At 44.6% G+C, this 22149-nt stretch carries 13 protein-coding genes; 7 read left to right on the top strand and 6 right to left on the bottom strand.

The genetic code is table 11. From position 1 onward, the window contains the following. Positions 1–87 precede the first annotated feature (87 nt). The 3 genes from FLA_RS19500 to FLA_RS19490 form a co-directional block, all read right to left on the bottom strand. A complete protein-coding gene (locus tag FLA_RS19500; RefSeq protein ID WP_231940287.1) occupies positions 88–2013 on the bottom strand; it encodes a TonB-dependent receptor plug domain-containing protein in 1926 nt (641 codons plus the stop codon). Positions 2014–2154: 141 nt separating this feature from the next. Then, positions 2155–2706 (bottom strand): hypothetical protein, encoded by a 552-nt coding sequence (locus FLA_RS19495; RefSeq protein ID WP_076379166.1) that lies wholly within the window; start codon positions 2704–2706, stop codon positions 2155–2157. Between the two features lie 104 nt (positions 2707–2810). After that, complete coding sequence (locus tag FLA_RS19490) at positions 2811–4094, bottom strand: sensor histidine kinase (RefSeq protein WP_084206219.1); 1284 nt, start codon at positions 4092–4094, stop codon at positions 2811–2813. A gap of 406 nt (positions 4095–4500) precedes the next feature. On the opposite strand from FLA_RS19490, the gene FLA_RS19485 reads away from it, so the two are divergent. The 3 genes from FLA_RS19485 to FLA_RS19475 all read left to right on the top strand — a co-directional run bounded on the left by FLA_RS19485 (position 4501) and on the right by FLA_RS19475 (position 14250). After that, positions 4501–5148, top strand: a complete 648-nt coding sequence (locus tag FLA_RS19485; RefSeq protein WP_076379164.1) for a response regulator transcription factor — start codon at positions 4501–4503, stop codon at positions 5146–5148. A gap of 214 nt (positions 5149–5362) precedes the next feature. Next, a complete protein-coding gene (locus FLA_RS19480) occupies positions 5363–6367 on the top strand; it encodes a PorP/SprF family type IX secretion system membrane protein (RefSeq protein ID WP_076379163.1) in 1005 nt (334 codons plus the stop codon). 92 nt (positions 6368–6459) lie between these two features. Then, positions 6460–14250: an MBG domain-containing protein gene (locus tag FLA_RS19475; RefSeq protein WP_096511187.1), complete on the top strand. Its 7791-nt coding sequence runs from the start codon at positions 6460–6462 to the stop codon at positions 14248–14250. Between the two features lie 372 nt (positions 14251–14622). Here the strand turns inward: FLA_RS19475 and FLA_RS19470 are convergent, their stop codons facing one another. The 3 genes from FLA_RS19470 to FLA_RS19460 form a co-directional block, all read right to left on the bottom strand. Beyond that, positions 14623–15096, bottom strand: coding sequence for an SET domain-containing protein (locus tag FLA_RS19470; protein WP_076379161.1), 474 nt, complete (start codon positions 15094–15096; stop codon positions 14623–14625). Between the two features lie 417 nt (positions 15097–15513). Then, positions 15514–16116, bottom strand: a complete 603-nt coding sequence (locus tag FLA_RS19465) for a hypothetical protein (RefSeq protein ID WP_076379160.1) — start codon at positions 16114–16116, stop codon at positions 15514–15516. 2 nt (positions 16117–16118) lie between these two features. After that, positions 16119–16940: an SDR family NAD(P)-dependent oxidoreductase gene (locus tag FLA_RS19460; protein ID WP_076379159.1), complete on the bottom strand. Its 822-nt coding sequence runs from the start codon at positions 16938–16940 to the stop codon at positions 16119–16121. Between the two features lie 81 nt (positions 16941–17021). On the opposite strand from FLA_RS19460, the gene FLA_RS19455 reads away from it, so the two are divergent. From FLA_RS19455 to FLA_RS19440, 4 genes are read left to right on the top strand one after another with little or no spacing between them, the layout of a single operon-like run. Next, positions 17022–17648: a hypothetical protein gene (locus FLA_RS19455; protein WP_076379158.1), complete on the top strand. Its 627-nt coding sequence runs from the start codon at positions 17022–17024 to the stop codon at positions 17646–17648. Between the two features lie 7 nt (positions 17649–17655). Next, a complete protein-coding gene (locus tag FLA_RS19450; protein WP_076379157.1) occupies positions 17656–18786 on the top strand; it encodes an AAA family ATPase in 1131 nt (376 codons plus the stop codon). Further along, a complete protein-coding gene (locus FLA_RS19445; RefSeq protein ID WP_076379156.1) occupies positions 18759–19514 on the top strand; it encodes a hypothetical protein in 756 nt (251 codons plus the stop codon). Before FLA_RS19450 ends, FLA_RS19445 begins: the two co-directional genes overlap by 28 nt. Then, entirely contained in the window at positions 19514–22147 is a 2634-nt protein-coding gene (locus tag FLA_RS19440; RefSeq protein WP_076379155.1) for a hypothetical protein, read from the top strand. Before FLA_RS19445 ends, FLA_RS19440 begins: the two co-directional genes overlap by 1 nt. Positions 22148–22149 lie beyond the last annotated feature (2 nt).

Here is a 22149-nt window from a genome sequence, read left to right as displayed (position 1 = left end):
TTGCAGTGTTCACCTTCTCTAAAATAAACAACCCCAAAAGTGATGGTAAATCGCTTTTGGGGTTGAGAAATATGTAGAAGCACCTTTCTAATAGTTAAACCGGATACCACCCATTAACCAGCGGCCTGGCATTTGAGCTCCGGTAAGGTCGGCGTATGTTTTGTTAAACAGGTTATCTGCTTCGCCATACACACCCAGCTTATTTTTAATCACAAACACTTCTGCCTTCAGGCTGGCTACAAAGTATTCTTTGGTCACCTGTCCTAAAATATTAGCAGCCGATTGCGGATCACGGGTTTTATACAAACCGTTGAAACTTATCGCAAATAACGGGTTGCTGTAACGCAGCATGCCGTTGACTAAGAACTTCGCATGCGAAGATAGATAAAAAGAAGATTTGCCCTCTTTGGTATCTGAATCCAGCCAGATAGCGCCTGCGGTAGCCGAAATTGTGTGCTTTTCGTGGTAGGTTTTAGTCCATTGAATATCGGTTTCTACACCGCTGGTCACCATTTTGGCAATATTGGTAGCCAGTGCATAAGAGCTGGTTGGCGACAAATTGCTTTGGCGCGGCATATCGGCATAGGCAGTGGTGGTCCAGTCAATCAGGTTGCTGTGCCTGCGCTGAAACAGGGTAGAAGAGATGCGCAGGTTTTTGCCAAAGTAATCGGCGCCTGCTTCGTAGCTGAACGAGCGTTCTGCTTTCAAATCAGGGTTGCCCACTCTTTGCCCGCTGCTTACCAGGGTTTTGTTATAGTTGTTATACAGTTCGGTAAAATCGGCATTGCGAATGGTTTTGCCGGCGCTACCTCTTAACTGAAAGCGACCTTGTTTGTAAGATGCGTTAATCTGTGGCACCAGTTCGTAGCCGGCCGCTTCGTTCCAGTCTAAACGCACTGCCGGACTAAGGGTAATGTGCTGGTTCACTGCCGCTGTCATAGACACAAAGCCAGCAGCCTGGTTAACGGTATGGTTACCCCTGTCGTTGCTGGCAATGCTTTTTTGCTGAAACTGCGCACCGCTTATCAGACTGATATTGTTGCTGAACTCGTGTGCATATATAGCCAGCGATTGCCACAGCTTGCTGCGGTTATCATTAGCCACGGCATGTGGCGTATATTGGTAATGATCGTTTACATTTTTATAGCCACCCTGCAGGCTAAAGCTGTTGTGGTTGTTACGGTAGCTCAGGCTCAGCTGGTGCCACCAGGTGCTTACCTTTTCGTTGGCGGTATCGCCCACGGCAGTGGTGTAAAAGTTTTGAGCGGCAAACTTGCGGCTGTCGTAACTAAGGCGGTAGGCGAGTTTCCAGTGGTTGCTGAGTTTATAGCTGGCAGCAGCCGATATCGTATGCAGGTGAAAATAACCGTCAATGCCTCTTTGTGGTTGTCCATCGGCATTGTTGGTTTGGCCACCCAGGCTTACCGATAATTTATCATTGCTGTAATAGCCCGAAGCATTGGCGTTAAACAGGCCATAAGCTCCACCTGTTACGCTGGCATTGTAGTTTTGCGAAGGCACACCAGTGTGAGAAAAGGTTTTGGTAATAATATGTACCACACCACCCACGGCATCCGAACCGTAAATAGCCGAAGAAGCGCCTTTCAGTACCTCAATACGTTCAATATCAGAAGGCGAAACCGGAATATAGCTGCTAAAGTGACCGGTGTTAGGGTCGTTTACCCTTAGCCCGTCTACCACCACCAGCACCTGCTGAAAAGTACCACCACGAATCACCAGGTCGCTCTGTGCACCCATGGGGCCACGGGCCTGCACTTCAAAGCCTGGTAAATAACGCAGCAATTCGTCCAGCGAATGCACAGGCATTTTGGCTATATCTTCTCCTTTAATTACATATAAATTACGCCCGGTTTTAGAACTGGCCAGCGGGTTTACCGTGGCGGTGATTGTAACGGGGTCCAGATTACTTGCAGGCTCCTGGGCATTTGCACAAAGCACACTTAGCATTCCGGCTGCAACAGGCAAAGCTATTCTCGAAAACATCATTTGCATTACCATTTTTTTAACAATGGCAGGCAAAAATGCACCAATAATGAATACAAGCAAAAAAGAGCCGGTACTGATTGCTCAGTCCGGCTCTTTACTGTTGGGTACTTAAAAATGGGTGTTTAACCCTTAATCACGGTTGAATGGTTATGCCGTAATGTATGCGCACAGCGCCAGTATCTGGTAAAAAGCCTTGTAAACAAGTTTTAATTCCTCGATATCTGTAATCGCTCTCTGTACTTTCAGTTCCAGTTTGTTGCCTTTCTTTTTTTCGCTGGTAATTTTCAGCGAATAGCTGGAAAGGGCTTCAAACACCTTGCGGGTGTCGCGGCTCGAAAACACTTTTCTAAACTTCAGGGGGTCGTTGGTTTTTACAATCACCTGGTTGTCAAATTCGGTGTAGCCGGTTTTAATATCCTGCATGCCAAAAATCTTACCAATTTCTGTAAACACATCCTGCGGATAAATAGTAAAAAAGAAATCGTGTGTAGGATTAAGGCCCGAGGTTAATGTGGTGTATTCATAACCACCCTCATCACTTCCACCCTGGTGAACGCCCAGGGTAAGCTCAATGTTCCTGTTTTCCTGTTCTATTAATACGGTGTAATCACTTAAGGTGGTTAATGTGGCAAAATCATCCTGCAACTGCTGCCAAACTTCTTCTGTACTGTTTCCTCTGATCCTTTTTGCAACTTCCATAAATGCCGTTTTAAGTATATGATCGTAATAGCCGGAATAGCTTTTACTTTCCTAATTAAACAGGTAAATGAAAAAAAAGTTGTAGGGATAAGGTTAAGAAATAGCTAAAGCAGAAAAGCTTGTTGATCCGATGCCGGAAGGCTAAAGCTGAAGGTGCTGCCTTCGCCAGGCTTGCTTTTTACCAGAATAACGCCGCCGTTACGGGTAATAAACTCCTTAATCAGCTGAAGGCCAAGGCCTATGCCTTTTTCGTTTTGTGTGCCAGGGGCGCTGGGCAATACCGAGGTGCTGAAAATGCCAGGCAGCACTTCGGGGGCAATGCCCATTCCATAATCTTTTACCTGCACCCAAATTTGTTTGCCGCTGCCTTTGTTAATGATAATATCAATATTGCCATTGGGGTGACTGAATTTAATGGCATTGGTAAGCAGGTTGCGCAATACCAGTTTTACATGTTCCGGATCGGCAAACACCATCACGGGTTCGGCAGTAGAAAAGTAAATGCTGATATGTTTAAACTCCATCAAAGGTTTCAGCAGGCTTACTATTTCAGCAATATGCGTTACCAGGTTTATATGTCGTGGATGCACCTCAATGCCCTTTAACTGGCTATGCGCCCATTTCAGCAACACCTCCATGTTTTCGTTCAGGTGCTTGGTTTGGTTGGCCAGTAAGCCACTCAGCTGTTTGAACTTTTCCGGAGTGATATAGGCATTGTCCAGTAGCTCCAGCGTGGTGCTGAGCGAGTTCAGGGGCGAACGCATATCGTGCGCTACAATGGAAAACAGTTTCTCTTTGGCCTGGTTACTGGCTTTCAGGTTTTCGTTGGCCTTTTCCAGGCTGGCCAGGTAGGTAAGGCTTTGTTTTTTAAAGGTGTACAGGCAGCTTAGTAACAATACCAGCCAGATGAGCAGGTTAATAAATCGCCGGTTTTCGGTAGCCTGCTCAATAACTGTATGTGGCGCCAGCTTATTGGACACCAGGAAGAGGATGCTGTTAAAAAACAGTATCATTAATATAATACGCAGGTTATCGAACAACACCAGACCTAAGCCCACCACCAGCAGCACATAAAACTCCATGTTATTATTATATAGCACACCGTTTAAACACAACACCGCCGAAATCAACACCATTATAATGGCAGGTCCCTTTAAAAAGCTTTGCCTGAAATTGCAGTATAATAAACCCAGTAATAACAAAAGTGTGCTCACGTTAATGCATGCCAGCAGGTAGTTTTTATTCAACACATTGAGAATGCTGAATAAAAACGAAACACTTCCACCCAGCAAAGCTGCCAGGTTAATCACTTTAATCCGTGCGTTTTTGATAAAATCCAGCTCGGCCGAAGTGCCGGTATTCATTAGTTTTTGTACAAAATGCGGCATGAATCAATAAAAAATACTATCAATATACCTCTAAAAAGCGGAAAAGTTACGTCAAAAAATATACCTGGTGTTCTTTTGACACGATACTGGCTTTTTCAAAGCAGGGCAGTTATATACGTATATGATAAAATAATATAATTAATCAAATAGTAAATTACCTTAACTAAGGTAATATAAAGACAAAATATCGTTATATGTTTGACTGATGATTTAGTTCATATTAACCCCTTTTAAACCATTTTTTATTTCCGGATGAAAATACCAATAAACTGGCTGGTAACAGCATGTCGTGTCCCTGCTGCCAAACATTGCCGTAAAGGCATTATCAAAAAAACTATTTTCTTTTCGTACTTCCTGTAAAAACAGCGCCGTTCTGCGTAGAAGGGTATAATACACTGAAACCGGTATGATATATATAGGAATTGTAGAAAAGAATGAATCGTTTGTTCTGGCAATTAAAACCTTTTTGCTTGACCGGGCTGACTGTAGCATCGTGTTTGAGTGTGCCACCATCGAAGAGTATTATCAACTAAACGATACCATAAAGATAGCGGATGTGGTTTTTGTGAGCGTAGCAGAAGAAGCGCATGCATTAATCATGGCTGCCGGTATAAGAAAGCAATACAATTTTATGCAGGTGGTGTTTATGTTAAGCAGCAACGACGAAAGGCTGGTGCTAAAAGCCATTAAGGCGGGAGTGACCGGATTTTTGAAAAAGCCATTTTCGCAAAAAGCCCTGGAAGATTGCCTGGGGAATATTTATGAAGGAAAAAGTTACCTGGCCTTTGATATTCAACGTAAGGTGTTTGACATGTTGTACCAGGAGCAACTGCAATCGGGCCGGAAAATTGGCACACATATTCTTACTGCACGAGAAGCCGATATCATAAAACTGATTTTAAAAGGAAATACCAATAAAGAAATAGGGGAAGCATTGTTTATATCCCACCATACGGTGAACGAACATTTAAAACGGATCTTCCGCAAATTGAATGTAAACTCCCGTATTAAATTGATTTACAAGGTGGTGGCCGATTTTAACTTGTACGATTAGTTGCTGTTTGTAAATGCGTTTGCATTCCCCTTGACGTTTTAGAGTGTTACATGGCCGCTTACATTATTATAATGATAAGCGGCTTTTTTGTGTCTGAAATTGTCCTGTTTAAGAAACGGGACTGGATATATACCTTATATAAGTTATTTTTGCCCCTTGTTTTAAGGAGTTTATCCTTACTTTTTCAACACTGCTCGTAAAAAACTGAATACCAATGAAACAACTGAAGTACCTGCTTCTGAGTTGCTATGTTTTGTTCACTAGTGAAGCCCTACAAGCTCAAGACCCGCATTTTTCGCAATATTTTAGTGCTCCCATGTTGGTGAACCCGGCCTTAACTGCCAAAGGGGTAGATGATTGGCGCGGTGCCATCAATATGCGCTCGCAATGGTGGGGGCAATCTATTAAACCGTATTTTACCGAAACCGCTTCGCTGGAAAAAAGGCTGGGCAACGGACAAAACTACTGGGGATTAGGTTTAGTGGCTTTAAGCGACCAATCGAACGGTGGTATTTTAAAAAACAACTACTTCTCTTTATCCGCTGCTTATCATATTACGCTGGATGCACAAGGCAGGCATATGCTGGGGGCAGGGCTTACCGGCACCTATGCCAACCGGGTACTCGATGCCAGTAAATTTCTCTTTCAATCGCAGTTAGGCTCTATGGGTTTTCAACGCAGCATACCTGCCAATGACGGTATTACTATTCAAAAGAATACCTATTTGGACGTAAGTGCGGGATTAACTTACAGCTATACTGCTGAAAAATTTGGCTTGTCTGCTGGCGGTGCACTGTTCCATGCCAACAAACCCCGCGAAGGTGCTTACAGTAATACTACCTATAATATGCCTACCAAAACCACTTTGCAAGCAGGTGGCTGGATGCAGGTAGGCTATAATAACTCTCTTCATTTCAGTTCACTGGCCGAGTTGCAGGGTGACAACAGCATTTATACCCTGGGTGGTATATATAAAATAGGTGTGAACGACGAACTGCTGCGCAGTGTAAACGTAGGCGTTTGGAATCGCTTTGGCGATGCCTGGTATCCTTACTTTGCACTGGAAACCAAAAACTGGCTGGTAGGGCTTACTTACGATTTTGTTACCTCCGGCGCAGCAAGCAATGCTTCTGTACAAAGCCTGGAGTTGTCGTTTGTATGGCAAATGGGCAAAGGGCATACACAAAAGGTGGCCGCCAGCCCGGTAGTTACTTACTAATCCCTCTATACATTTTTATATCTACTGCACCACTGTAAAAAAGTGGCAGCAGTTTCCTGTATTCAATCATGGAAATAACCTCCTTTTCTAAGATGAAAAAGATTATCCTGTTTTCCCTGTTGTGTATCCTAACCCTGGGTTGGGCGCAGGCACAAACAACACCCGATGCCAATGGCATATTGTATGTAAAAAAAGGCAGCACCGGTAACGGCAGCAGCTGGGCCAATGCATTGGGCGAAATGGCCAAGGCTTTAAAAGATGGCACTTCCTTAAACAGTACTCCAGGAACCGTAAAACAAATATGGGTAGCGGCAGGTACGTATTATCCTTTGTATGCGCAGTATGACGGATCAGCTGGTGCAGCTACTACTACCGATGTAACCAATTCGTTTGTATTGCTGGATAATGTAAAGGTATATGGCGGTTTTGCGGGAACTGAAACAGACACGGCTGCCCGCGATTTAACCAATACGGCCAATGCCAGTATATTAAGTGGCGACCTTAATGTGGCGGGTACGGCTACAGACAATGCGTACCATGTAGTAATTGCCAGTAATTTATCGGGGCAGGTATTGTTAAACGGTTTTACTATTACAGGTGGTTATACGTCTACTGCAACCAGTTCCAGAGTAGTAAACGGAGTGAGTGTTGCTATCAACCGCGGCGGAGGATTGTATATTATGAATGCTTCTCCTTATGTTACCAATGTTCGTGTTACGGGCAACACAGCTTATGCAGGTGGCGGTGGTGTTACTATAGAAGGTGCTTCTTCGCCGGTGCTTACCAATATAGTAGTAGATAACAATGTTAGTACTACTACTAATACTTCCACCTCCATGGGAGGTGGGATACGTGTAGCTGGAACGGGTACGCCTGTGTTAAGCAATAGCGAACTATATAGTAACGCTGCTTATCAGGGTGGAGGATTGTATATAGTAACTGTTACAGCTGCATTTCATGATTTGAATATTCATAATAATACAGCAACTGGCGGTGGTGGTTTATATACTATTACTGCTAATTCTGTATTGTCTAATTCTATTTTTAAGAACAATACAGCTACCAGTATTGGTGGTGCGATTATGCAGGCTAATAATGGTATACTGACTTTGAAAAACAGTGTGCTGGAAGGAAATACTTCGCTCAATTTTGGTGGTGGCGTGTATTCTCAGGCAACTTCTACTTTCAAAAATTGTACAATTCTCAACAATAAAAGTACGAATAGCGTTAATGGAAATGGCGGCGGCGGATATTTTACCCAGGCAGCTAGTACATTAGATAGTTGCCGGTTCTGGGATAATAAAGCAGGGAACATGGGAGGGGGCTTGTTTTCAAGTATTGCTTTGTCTGTTACCCATTGTTCTTTCCTGAGAGATTCTGCTGCATACGGTGGTGGGGTGTATAACAGCGGTACAACTACGTTTATCAGTGATTCTATCATGGGTTGTTATGCTGCTACTACTGGTGGTGGATTATATACTTCGGAGGGGATATCAGCTGCGAATGTGCTTATTGCCGGTAATGCAGCTGCCAGCGATGGTGGAGGTGTTCTTTGTGCAGCGTCAAATCCCTGCAAATTTACCAATGTAACCATCTGTGGCAACAAGGTTATTGCCACGGGTACAGTATGGGGAGCTATATCCAGCACTTCTCCGCAAACACTGCAAAACTGTATTGTGTATGGAAATAGTACGGGAGTAGCTTTTTCGGGAAGCACTACCTGGTCTTTGCTACAGGATGCAACAGAGGATGCAGCCAGCCATGTGATAAACAAGGATCCGTCGTTTGTAAGCCCGGTGGCTTATATTAATGCACCGTTTACCAATGGCGATTATCGTTTGCAGAACAGCAGTCCTGTCAGAGATACTGGTGCGTTGTATTTATATAACCAGGTAAGTGGTGCTACTGCGGTGGATCTGGATGGCCAGCCACGTATTTCTAAAGATTCTATAGATTTAGGTGCATATGAATTGCAGTTTGTGAAGCAGGCCCAAACCATCAATGCCATAGCAGATATTACAGCTACTTATGGTGATGCTGCTATGGTATTAACTGGTACAGCCACTTCTGGTTTAACGGTAAGCTATAGTTCTGCTAATAATGCTATAGCCCAGCCTTATCAGGATGCAGCAGATGGTAATAAATGGAAATTAAAAATAAAAGGTGCCGGTGCTGTAAACATTACAGCCAGTCAGGCAGGCAATAGTTATTATAATGCAGCAGCGCCAGATGTGGTGTTTGCTGTTACTGTCAATAAAGCTGCTTTAACAGTTACGGCTAAAGATAGCGTGATCGCTTATACCGGTGCTGCTTTTAGCGGTGGTAATGGTGCTATCTACAGCGGTTTTGTAAATGGGGATGATTCTACTTCCGCCTTAACAGGGGCGCTTACTTACAGCGGTACTGCGCAGGGGGCTATCAGTAGGGGAACCTATACTAATACGCCTGCCGGTTTATTGGCAGATAACTATACTATTACTTACGCCAATGGAAAATTGGTGATTTCACTTGCTACCGATGCTAACGGAGTTCTTTTTGTGAAAAAAGGCGGTACCGGTAATGGTAGCAGTTGGGCTAACGCAGTGGGAGAGGTGGCAGATGCTTTAAAAGAGACTGCTATTATGAATGCTGTTGCTGCAGGTAAAGTAAAGCAAATATGGGTGGCTAAGGGAACTTATTATCCTGCTTATCCTGCTAACGATGCTACTGGTGGGGCAAATACCAATACAAACCGTTATAACTCTTTTGTGCTGGTAAAAGATACCAAAATCTATGGTGGCTTTGCCGGGAACGAAACGGATACTACCGGCCGTAACTTTACTACTAATACTACTATTTTAAGTGGCGATATAGGTACAGCAGGAACCAGGTCAGATAACACTTATCGTGTAGTAATAGCAGCTGGTGAAATGGGCCAGGCTTTAATCAGTGGCTTTACCATTTCAGGAGCCTATGCTGAGATTTCAGGTAACGTTGTGGTAAACGGGGTGAATTCTAATCTTGAATTTGGTGGTGGGATAACAGTAAGAAGCGCTGCGCTTTTAATTGAAGATATGGTGCTTACCAATAATTATAACAATAGAGGAGCAGGGGCAGCAGTGTATGCAGGATCGGGTGATGTAATGGCAAATGCCACATTCCGGCGTGTGAATATTACTAATAATTCGGGCCTGGTATATGGCGCAGGTATGTATGCTACTTATGCTACTGTGCAACTGGAAAATTGTACCGGCAGCTATAATTCCATTTCAGGGTCGGCGAGTGCCATCGGTGGTATGTTTTACTTTACCACAGCAGCTACCGTTTATTGCCGCCAATCGTCTTTTAATAACAACACTTCATCAGTAGCTGCAGGAGCGCTCTATTGTGGAGACAATGCAATTGCTTATTTTCAGCAATCCTCTTTTAACGATAACAAAGCCACTACACTGGGGGGCGCTTTCTATGCCAGCGGCATCGCTTCTAAACTTACCTTTTATAAATGTGAATTTTTAAGAGACACTTGTCTTGCAATGGGTGGAGCTTTCAGTACTGCCAGTAACGCAAATGTTCTGTTCGAAAACTGTACTATAAAAGGTTGTGTTGCCGGTACTTACATTGCTGTAGGCTATTTGAATAGCGCTGGCTCTAATGTGGTGTTCCTGAATACACAGATAACCGGCAACTACAATACTGCTACTACCGATTATGGTATTATTCGCATAGCTAATGGTACATTGAAGGTAATTAACAGTACCATCAGCGGTAATAATAAAACGGCTATTCTTAATGCAGGATCTTCTCCGGTTTCTGTGCTCAATAGTATCATATATGGTAATGGTGCTGGTATTTCAGGAACCTATAATGCTATGTACAGCACCATTCAGGAGGCCACAGCTGATGCTGCTAATCATATCACGGACATAGATCCGTTATTTGTAAGTAGCAATGCTTTTACTTCAGCACCATTTGTAGGTGGTAACTATAGTTTACAATCTGTCAGTCCGGCTATAAATGCAGGATATGATAGCATTTACCATGCAAATGATACTATTACTACAGATCTGGCCGGCAATGCCCGTTTTATGGGAGCTGCTATTGACCAGGGCGCTTATGAATTGCAGTTAGCATCTCAAACCATTACTGCATTGACTGATACTACTGTAGTATATGGTGATGTGTTTACCAGGGCCTTTGCTGCCAGTTCAGGCTTAACGGTTGCTTTGAGTTCGGCAGATAACACTATTGCAGAAGTGTTCCAGGATGCTGCTGATAATAATAGCTGGAAAATAAAAGCAAAGAAAGCGGGTGTAGTAAACATTACCATGAGTCAGGCGGGCGATGCTACTTATGCACCGGCAACTAATGTGCTGTTTGCTTTAACTATTAACAAAGCTGCCTTAACCGTTACGGCTAAAGACAGTACGGTTGTTTACAGTGGCACAGGTTTTGGCGGTGGCAATGGTATTGCTTACAGCGGCTTTGTAAACGGCGATGACTCCACTGCGGCTTTAACAGGCGCAGTAACTTATGCCGGCACCTCACAGGGTGCTAAAAATGTAAACACCTATGCTATTACGCCGGGTGGTTTATCTGCTGATAACTATGCTATTACTTACGCCGATGGAACCTTAACCATTAGCAAAGCTGCTTTAACAGTAGCTGCTAAAGACACCACTAAAACCTATGATGGTACAGGGTACACCGGTGGTAATGGATTAACTTATACCGGTTTTGCAACGGGGGATGATTCTACTGCCGCTTTAACCGGAACGGTAACGTATAGCGGTACTTCGCAGGGGGCTAAGAATGTAAATACTTATATAATTACACCTGCCGGATTATCGGCTGCCAACTATACTATCACTTATGCTAATGGTAGCTTAATTATAAACAAAGCTGCTTTAACTGTAACTGCCAAGGATAGCACTAAAACCTATGACGGTGTGGCCTTTGGCGGTGGTAATGGTGTTAGCTATACTGGTTTTGTAACAGGAGACGATTCTACTGCTGCTTTAACCGGTAACCTCACTTACACGGGTACTTCGCAAGGAGCTGTTGATGCCAATGCTTATATGATCACACCGGGTGGTTTATCTGCCGGTAACTATACTATTAACTATGTAAACGGTGCTTTAACTATTGATAAAGCTGCGTTAACCGTCACTGCTACTGATAGTACCCGGGTTTATGATGGTACTGCGTTTAACGGTGGCAATGGTGTTACTTACAATGGTTTTGTAAACGGAGAAGATTCCACTGCTGTGTTAACCGGAACAGTAATTTACAGTGGAACCTCGCAAGGGGCTGTTAATGCCGATAGCTATATCATTACTCCGGGTGGTTTATCTGCGGGCAACTACGCTATCAGCTATACCAATGGTACTTTAACCATTGATAAAGCCGCATTAACCATCACAGCAAAAGACAGTACTAAAACTTACGATGGTACCGCCTTCAACGATGGTAATGGTTTGGAATATGCCGGTTTTGTAACAGGTGATGATTCTACGGCAGCCTTAACCGGTACAGTAACCTATAGTGGTACTTCTCAGGGAGCTAAAGATGCGAATACCTATGTTATTACACCGGGTGGTTTAACGGCTGTTAACTATACCATCAGCTATGCTAATGGTAGCTTAACCATTGACAAAGCTGCTTTAACCGTAACTGCGAAGGATAGCGCCAAAACATATGACGGTGTGGCCTTTGGTGGTGGTAATGGTGTTAGCTATACTGGTTTTGTAACAGGGGATGATTCTACTGCTGCTTTAACCGGTACGCTGGCTTATAGCGGCAGCGCACAAGGCGCTACCAAAGCCGATACCTATGTTATTACGCCGGGTGGCTTATCTGCTGATAACTATACCATCAGCTATGCCAATGGCGCTTTAACTATTGATAAAGCGGCTTTAATCGTAACTGCTGCCGATAGCACCAAAACCTACGATGGCACTGCCTTTAGCGGTGGCAATGGTGTTACTTACAGTGGTTTTGTAAATAATGAAGATTCCACTGCTGCTTTAACCGGTACACTGGCTTATAGTGGCACCTCACAGGGCGCTAAAGATGCTAATATATATATAATAACCCCGGGTGGTTTAACAGCAGATAACTATGCTGTAAGCTATACCAGCGGTGCTTTACAAATTAACCAGGCAGCTTTAACTATTACAGCTACTGACAGTGCCAAAACCTACGACGCTACTACCTTTAGTGGCGGCAATGGCGTTACTTACAGTGGTTTTGTACCTGATGAAGATGCAGCTGTGTTGTCGGGTAATATTGCTTACAGCGGCACTGCACAAGGTGCTGCCGATGCGGGTTCTTATAGCATCACTGCCAGTGGTGTTACTTCGGGTAACTATGCTATCACGTATGTGGATGGTGCGCTTACCATAGATAAAGCTGCCTTAACCATTACGGCTAAAGACAGTACTAAAACCTACGATGGCACAGCCTTCAATGGCGGTAATGGCGTTACCTATAGTGGCCTGGTAAGTAATGAACAACCGGGAGTGTTGGGTGGCACAATGGTGTACACTGGTACTTCGCAGGGAGCAGCGCATGTAAACCAGTATGTAATTACCCCGGGTGGTGTTACTTCTGATAACTATACTATCAGCTTTGTAAATGGTGCCCTCACCATTCAACCAGCTACGGTAACTATTACGGCTAAGGATACCAATCGTTGTTATGGCGTGGCGAATCCCGACTATGCCTTTAGCTATAGTGGTTGGGTAAACAGCGAGTCTGTTACCGTGTTAACGGCACAGCCAACAGCTGCTTCTGCTGCTACTGCACAGTCGGCCGCAGGGGATTATGTAATTGTGCCTTCCGGTGCTGCTGCTGCTGATTATGTATTTACTTATGTAAATGGTCAGTTAACCGTAACGCCGCTGCCGGTGAGTACTTTATCGGCCAGCCAGGGATTGATATTGTGTGGCACAGGTAAGCAGCTGCCATTACAGGCTTCCGGAACTTATACGTTTGAATGGTATTACAATAATGCGACTGTGGCTGGTAACACCACGGGGGCACTGACGGCTAATGCGCCGGGTACCTACGCCGCTAAAGCTACCGATACCTATGGTTGTAGTGCTATGGCAGGCAATAACCTGGCAGTAACACAACTGCTTGCCCCACAGCCGGCATTTAGCTTCGACAGCTATTGTAAAGATGTACCGGTGTCCTTTACCAACAGCTCTGCTGTAGACAACAGTGCTACGGTACATTACAACTGGGAAAGTGGCAACGGACAAACCAGCACTGTGGCTGCTCCGGAGTTTACTTATGCTGCTGCCGGTACGTATAATGTTGTATTAAAGGTGAGCTTGTTAGAGTGTCCTGTGTTAGACTCTACAGTAACCCATGCTATTACTGTAGAAGCGCCTGTGCCAGCCGTAAGGTTAAATACAGCCTTTGCATCCAATGGCCAGCCGTTGGCAATAACATGTCGTAATTATACTACTGCTGCTTACAGCTGGACGCCTGCTACCGGCTTGTCTGCTGCTACTGTTTATAACCCAACGGTTACCCTAAACAATAGCCAGACGTATGAAATAGCCATGACCTTCCCATCGGGCTGTGTTACTACCGATACCCTGCTGGTGCAGGTGCTGATTAGTAACGACATACTGGTGCCAAACGTGTTTACGCCTAACGGGGATGGCCAGAACGATAAGTTGCTGCCTAACCTGAGAGGCGTGGAAAAGCTGAACTACTTCCGCGTGTTTAACCGCTGGGGTAAAAAGGTGTTTGAAACCAGTGATGCCGCCAATGGCTGGGATGGTTATGTTAACGGCGAGTTACAACCATTGGCTACTTATGTATGGGTGGCAGAAGGTGTTGACAGAGATGGACGTGTTATTCACAGGCAGGGTTCTGTAACCTTACTGCGTTAATAACCACGATAATGTATACTAAAAAGGCGCCCCGGTTGTAAAAACGGGGCGCCTTCTTCATTTCGCATAGGGCAAAGCGCATTTCACATAGTACTTTTTAATGTTATAACTATTTATGACACTTTTGCATGGTTAAACAGCGGAAACACATTGTTTAACGCAACTCACTAACCGTGAAAGTATATATGAGAAAAAACAAATTATCCCGGATGAAACATCCGGTTGCTTATAGCAGAAGTTAGCCTGCATTTTATAAAACGTTCCGGGTATAATGCAAGGCCGTTAAGTATTATCAACGGATTGTTTATATCGGGAACAGGATTTTTTTCATGTTTAGAGTGATAAAACAGGGATAGTCTTATCCTTGTTCTTTTATTTTTTAGCTTTCTTCTTTTTCTTTTTAGTCCCGGCAGCTTTTTTAGCAGCGGCATCTTTATCAATTTTCATATTGAACTTCACGGTATCCCAATACTCTTTACCATATCCCACAAAAATTTCACCTCCTTTAGGAATGTCTTTTGTAGCTATCAGAAACACGCGGGTGCCTTCTTCTACAAATTCTGTATTGTTAACCAGTCCGGTTATTCTGGTTAATCCGCGGGCATCATTGGCATATTTAGCAATAGAAGATTCGTCTTTGCTGGCGTCTATCACATGGTTTTTGTTCACATAAAAGATGTAGGGGTTAGTGCCCTCTGTATGTTCTACTTCTTTCCAGGTAGTGATTTTACCCGTGTATTCTACAATTTTATCACCTTTGATAATCGCTTTTTTAGTAAACAGGCCCTTGCCGGCATTTGGAAGGGTGGATATTTTTACGGTAAGTTGATTTTCTAATAATTCCATAGCAGGCAAGATACGTATTGGATACGAAACAACGTTTTTTTACATTTACCATATGTTTTTTTAAGCATGGATTTTTAGTTCACCTTCCGTTTTCGGGCGGGAGGTGTTTTTTGTACCTTATGTAAGGGGATGGCGGAGAGGAAAAAAACTTTTATAAAAATACCAATTGTAGCTGTTATATCTGTTGGGTTTTACGATTCTATATGTAACAAACTACATGCTAAATGTTTATATGTCCGGTTATCGCTCTTTTATGCTGTGTGGCGATAGTCGTCCTAAGAACTACCGAGGGAGTTGATTAAGTCGTAGACAATTGTTTTGGAAGCCACAGGACAATTCCTACATTTGACGTTCTCTTCGTGTTTTAGGAACGTAGATTTTTAGTTCATACCCCGTTTTCGTACGGGGTATGTTTTTTTAGGCCAGTAAGGCCATCAATGCCGTAAACGACTCCACGTAAAAGGTATAGGCATGTTCCCATTGTTGCAAAGGAAGTTCCCGGGCCAGTTTTATGAAAGGTTGTTGTTGCCAGGTTTGCAGCACAGCCGGGTGGTTATTGCGCGTAACAGGGATGTAGGTATCCGGGGCAAAATGATGCTGCCAGGGATCGGAACCTGTGGCCACCTGCCACTGTTGCAAATGGCCGGCAGCTAACTTTTGCGACAATACGTTTTGAAGCAGGGTTTTATAATGCCCCGCCAGGTGCAGGTGAATGCTAAAGCTGTGTCCCCACCAGAAAAAAGAACGGATGGCAAAGGCATCGTCCTGTTTAAAATAACGGGGCTGGTCCAGTACCACATAAGGCAGCTGCCGGTAAAACTCGCCGCGTGCAATTTTAGGCGATACGGCTTTAACGGCAGCATCGGCTGCCGTGCACTGTTGTAGTAAAGGCGTATAGGCGGTGCTTAATTGTCCGAATAGTTCGTACACTTTTTCAATCACCCGTTGCTTGGTAAGCAGCCACTGCGCATTTTGCACCAGTTCCTTTTCTTCTTGCGCCAGCAGCCAGGTGTGTTGCATGTTTATGGTTTTTTAGCGGCAGCTTCACTTTGCAGCAAGGCCTTGTAATAAATTTTACCCATCTGGCCTGCCACAAAACGTTTAGGCAGCAGGTGCATAAACTTACTACCAAGTCTGTTTAACACGCCTGGTATATAACTGTGCTTGCGGGTGATAAAAGCCTGCAGGCCTTCTTTGGCAGCCTGTTGCACCGGCATCAGCCAGCTTTTTAAACCATGAAAAGCTTCGCCTTCGGTCATTTCCGTAGCAATGCCTGCGGGGGTATAAGCGGTGATAGAAAACTGTTTGTTTTGAAGCTCGTGCGAAAGGGCATTGGCAAAGCTTAACAAAAAGGCCTTAGTGGCCGAATAAGCGGCCTGGTAGGGTACAGGGTATAACGCGGCCATGCTGGATACTACCATTACACCACCTTCCTTACCACTGCTTTCAAAGTGCTGTACCAAACGGCTGGTCATACGCAGCACACTTACCACATTGGTTTGCAGCATGGCGTTGAAATGATCCCAGGGTAAATCCGTATGGCGGCCAAAAAAGGTAAGGCCGGCATTGAGAATAGCGCCATACAACTGTCCGCCTGCCAGGCTTTGATCCAGTACACGCTCCACATCCGCAGGTATCGACAGGTCGGCAGCAATTACCCTTACCTGCACGCCGGCTTCTTTTTCCAGCATGGCTTTCAGCAATTCCAGCTTTTCGGCCCGGCGGGCTACTATTATTAAATTGGCTTTGTGTTCAAATGCCAGCTGACGGGCCATTTCCTGTCCTAGTCCGGCCGATGCGCCGGTAAGTAATACCCATTGATTGTGTAACTGCAAACGTTTCATAAAAGTTGACGCAAAGCTAACCCGTTTTTAGGCAGTAGCCGCGGCTAAAATGCTTATATTTGAAGCATTCCCCCTGATAGAATGACAACTCTGAACAACTTTTTCCTGGACACCATTTACCATCTGCGTAATCACGAAGAAATTCTGCTGCATACCTCCTACACGCCACCGTTGGAAGAAGATAAAGAACTGCTGACGCATTTTCTGGAAATGGAATATGGCAATGAATGCCTGGAATATCCCGGCACCGCCCCGGTGTTTGATGGCGCTGCTGCTTTGTGGGGGGCACAGGTGGTGTATACGGCTTCTTTATTATTGCTCGATCGTAAACACCATGTGGAAGAGATACCCACGCTGCTGCCGTCCTATACCGGCCCGGTTACGGAAGGGGCTATGTTAAGTGCAGATCTCTGTTTGCGCTTTTTGCCACAGATTATTAAACAGCTACAGGCTATTGATGCAGAAGATGTGCTGATTCCTTTGCTGGAGCAGGTGTTAACGCGCTGGCATTATTCGGGTATTGGCCTGGAGTTAGGGATAGAGAATGAGCTATTGGAAATAGCACTACGACATAACTGTTTACGCCAATTGTATGTAAACAGGATTATACAATACCAATACAAACCACTGGCAACACACCCGTTGTGGCAGCCTTGGGTAATGGCGGCTATGGGCAATTACACTACTTATTTCTGGAAAGACTTATAACGTTTATATGAAGCAGATAGATGAGCTGAATGCCGTGCTGGCTTATATCAAACAAAATTTTGTGGGTAAAGATGATATTGCCGATTTGTTGGGCATAGGCCTGGTAGCGCGCGAAAACCTGTTTTTATTAGGCCCTCCCGGTACCGCTAAAAGTGCTATTGTGCGCTTGTTGTGCGAATGCCTGGAAGGAGGTAAGAACTTTGAATACCTGTTAACCCGTTTTACCGAGCCCAACGAAATATTCGGGCCTTTCGATATCCGCCGGTTAAAAGAAGGCGAGCTGGTAACCAATACCGAAGGCATGATGCCCGAAGCATCGCTGGTGTTTTTAGATGAAATATTCAATGCCAACAGCGCCATCTTAAACAGCTTGTTAATGGCGCTGAACGAAAAACTGTTCCGCCGTGGTAAAGAAACCCGCAAGCTGCCTGCGCTGATGTTTGTAGGGGCCAGTAACCTGCTGCCTGAAGATGATGCGCTGAGTGCCTTGCTGGACAGGTTTCTGATACGGGTGAAGTGTGATTATGTAAACCCCGACAGATTGCACGAAGTGTTGCTGGCCGGCTGGAATATGGAAAGCCGTGCAAAAGAACAGCAACCGGTAATTAGCCCGCAGGCTATTATAGAATTACAACAGGCTTGCCGCCAGGTGGATATTGCACCGGTGCGTAAGCAGTATATAGATGTCATTCATAGTCTGCGTAACACCGGCATTAAGGTGAGCGACCGCCGTGCCGTGAAGTTGCAGAACCTGATTGCGGCCAGTGCATTGATCTGTAAACGCCAGGTAGCGGAACTGTCCGATCTGTGGGTGCTGAAATATATATGGGATACGGAAGAACAGATAGAAATACTGGCGGGTATTATTAATAATATTATTGAAAAAGAGCCGGCAGCTACTGCACATCCGCAGGCGTTAACCAATAAGGTGCCGCAGGCCGAAGAGGTAATGAAGGAGGTGACCTTGCTGGTGCAGAAATGGAACGACAGCACTTTGTCGCCGGAAGAACAGAATGTAGTGAAAGATAAGCTGCGTTATGTGCAAACCCGGTGCGATTGGGTGAGTGATGCGGAACAAAAGCAATTTATTCAAAAGGAAATTGATGCGTTATGGCAGAGGATGCTGCAAACCCTATAACCTGGCTGCTGCATCTGGCCCTGCCGCACAGGCATTACCTGGGGCGGATAAGGCATTGGGATAATCTGAGCATAGCAGAGGAGGGGGAGCATTGCTGGGTAAAGGATTTTACACCGCAACAGCTGGATAGTACGGCAGTGAAAAGCATTCCTTTTATCACTATCTATTACTGTAAACAACAGCAACTGTTTCCGGCTGGAAAACTGGTGCCGGTACAGTCAATGCCTGCCGGTTTACACTGGCAGCCTATAGCCAAAGGCTTAGGGGTTACACTGCCCGGCTTTAATCACAACTACTTTGGTATTCAGCAGTCGATACCAGTTACACTGGTGCCCAGCCAGCTGGAAAGGCAGGCATATGCGATGCTGGTGAAACTGGAGGTGTTGCAGGCTTATATAGAAACCGCGCCTGCTGTGCGTTTGCAGCCCCTGCAATGGATAATACTGGATAACCATACCGCTTGTGTTATAGGGGTGCCTTTATTACCCGTGCAAGGAGAGGTATTGTGGAAGGATGAGCGTTTTCTGCTACCTGTTGGTTACGATTTTGAATGGCGCATATTATCGGAAGTGATTAGTAGTAATATGAAAGACCATTATAACTGGGTGCTATGGCAAAAAGAAGGCAGTTGGTTACCTATTGCTCCCCAGCAATTGCAGCCTTTAACGATTAGTTCCTTCCGTTTAAGTATGCAACGGATTACTACTCAAAAAAGAAGTGAAGGGTAATGGAGGAAAAAAAGTACATAGCTATTTCACCGGATTATTTCTGGCGGGTAAGTGAAGCCGGTAATGCCATCGATTGGTGGAATGGCAGTTTTGTGGCCACTAACGAATATGTATGTGAAGTGCTGGGCCTTTTATCTACACAGGGATGGCCACCTTTTGGGGCTCTGTTGATAGCGCTGGCGGCCACCGGAGAAGGGGCCAGAGCATTATTACTGAAAATGGAAGAGTGGCGGCTCAACACCCAGTTGGAATATGCCACAGAAGTGTTAGATCAGGTAGATTGGGTGAGTGTAAAAACGGTGTATATGGCTTTGATGGATTTACCACCTGCCTATAAAAAAGGGGCGAAGCGGCTGATGGTAATGCAGGCTATTTTTACCTATTGCCACAATATGTTGTCGGCTCAGAAAGCAAAATCCATTAACAGTCGTATTCGTTTGCTGCTGATACATGATGTTACTGAGATTGAAAAAATACCCTTTCGTGCTGCTTTGCGGCATTGCGAGCATGATTTCAGGTGTATTGCTTTAATGGCCAGGAAGTTTGCCAATGCAAGCGCTATAATGCAGAAAGCAGACCAGATGTCCTGGCCGTTGATAGGGGGAATGCCGGAAGTGCCCGAAGAAGATATGACCAGTGAAAGTGTTTCCGGTAGCTTTATACAACAACTCATAGCTCATTCCCGTACCTTCCAGATAGGTGCGTTGATAGAATACCTATGGTCGGGTTTGCGCATTCCGGTATATCATCCGCAGGAGAGCGAATTATTGCTGGGCGGCGTGCAGGATATCACCAACAAAGGCAACTTTGATAAACTGTTAACCTCCGAGTTAGCCAATGAAGATATGGTGATGTTATCCAGGTTGGCTAACAGCGAAGCTTTGTATTTACATAAAGAACCGCCGCCCGAAAAAGATGATATTATACGAGCCATCGTAATAGATGTTTCTTTAAAAAACTGGGGCACGCCGCGTACCCTGGCCTACGCCATAGCATTGGCTATAGACAGGCACCCCAAACGCAATACCGCTTGCGAAATATATGGAGTTGGCAATACCTGTTTGGCGCTGGACTTTAGTACTGTAGATTCTGTTGTTAACAGCCTGCAGCAAATGGATACCAGCCTACATGCCGCAGAGGGTTTACAGCTGTTTTTTAAAACAAACGCCCGGGAAAAGAAGATGGAAGTTATACACATCTCCACCCGGCATGCCAGCAAGCATCCAGCTGTGTTAAAGGTGTTCAGTGAATATGAGCACCTGGTAAGTTATTTTATAACCGCTGAAGCCAGCGGCGAACTTATACTCAGCAAAAACATGCATAAGAACAGGCGGGAGATGCAACGCCTGATGTTGCCTTTGCAGGAGCTTTGGGAAAAGCGGCAGCCTGCAAAAGAAAAGCCGCCTGTGCGGGTAGATGTGGCAAAGCGGGAAGTGCTGCCGGATAGTCCGTTGTTATATCCTCATTTTTTTACCGGGGAAGGTGTGATGATAGGCAATATGGCAACCAATGAAGTGTATGTGATTAAAGGCAACCGCATTTTTCAACTGGATAGCAGGCATGCAGAATCTCCTGGCAGTAAAGGCTGGAGATTATTGCCCGTGTTGTTGCCACAAGGGCAATGGGAATATGTAATGGGTACCTTCAACGGCAATGAACACATATTATTTTGTATCGATTACAGCGTCAATGATGTGTTGTTAATTGATTTACTTACGGGATCGCTGTATACAGTAAAACTGCGTGAGGAAGAGTTGTTTGCCCCTGCCTTTTTCTATGAAAATGCGCTGGTGATAACATGTGTGGATGGATGTGTTACTGTGGATATTATAACTCGGAAAGCGGCAGCTAAAAAGTATAAGCGTGGATATGATCCTTTTGCCGGAGAGGAGAACCAGCTACAGGCGGAAGAGGCGTATCGTACTTATCAGCAGCAGGTGGATTTACTTTACAGGGTAAGCAATAAAGCACCACTGGGTGGGTTAACACATGTGGCAGTTAATAAATCCGGGCAGTTATTATTGAACAATAGATATGTTTTATCTCTGGTAGATGTAGGTATCAAATTGCTGGAAGCTGATGAGGAAAAAAAGCAGATAGCTATCACGGCTATCCGGTTGGAGAAAGAGAGTTGCTTTGTTTTTCCGGATGGCAGTAGTATTGCCATGGACGATAATGGAATGCTGGTATTGAAAAGTAAAGAAGCTTTAGGTGTAGGCTTTGTGAGTGCTGTGGTGCACCGGACGGAACATGCTGACAGATTAAGCCTGATAGGTAAAAAAGATAGGGATCAGAAAATGATGCACTATGGGAGTATGTTAAATCATTGCCCTGTAGTGCTGGAGTCATATAATAACATGGATAACAATGCGGTTCTTTTTCAAAAGGAAATGAAACAGCATGGTATTGATGTAGTAATAGAGTCTAATAAGCCAGAATATTTTCTGTTTATTCCTGCGGTGGTGAACACAAGTTTAGGAGTGTCAACCACCCATTATTTTACTGGCAATGTCTATTACAAACCTTCTCATGTCTCTTTGACAAGATGGGATCCCAGACCATTTTATATAAGGTATATAGATGTGTTTATAGGCAACATACGTACATTGGCTGAAAATGTAAACCGTGGTTAAGT

Origin of the sequence: Filimonas lacunae (genome assembly GCF_002355595.1) — a bacterium.
Taxonomy (GTDB): Bacteria; Bacteroidota; Bacteroidia; order Chitinophagales; family Chitinophagaceae; genus Filimonas; species Filimonas lacunae.
Note: the sequence above shows the minus strand (reverse complement) of the source record. Positions and strands in the feature narration are given on the sequence as shown.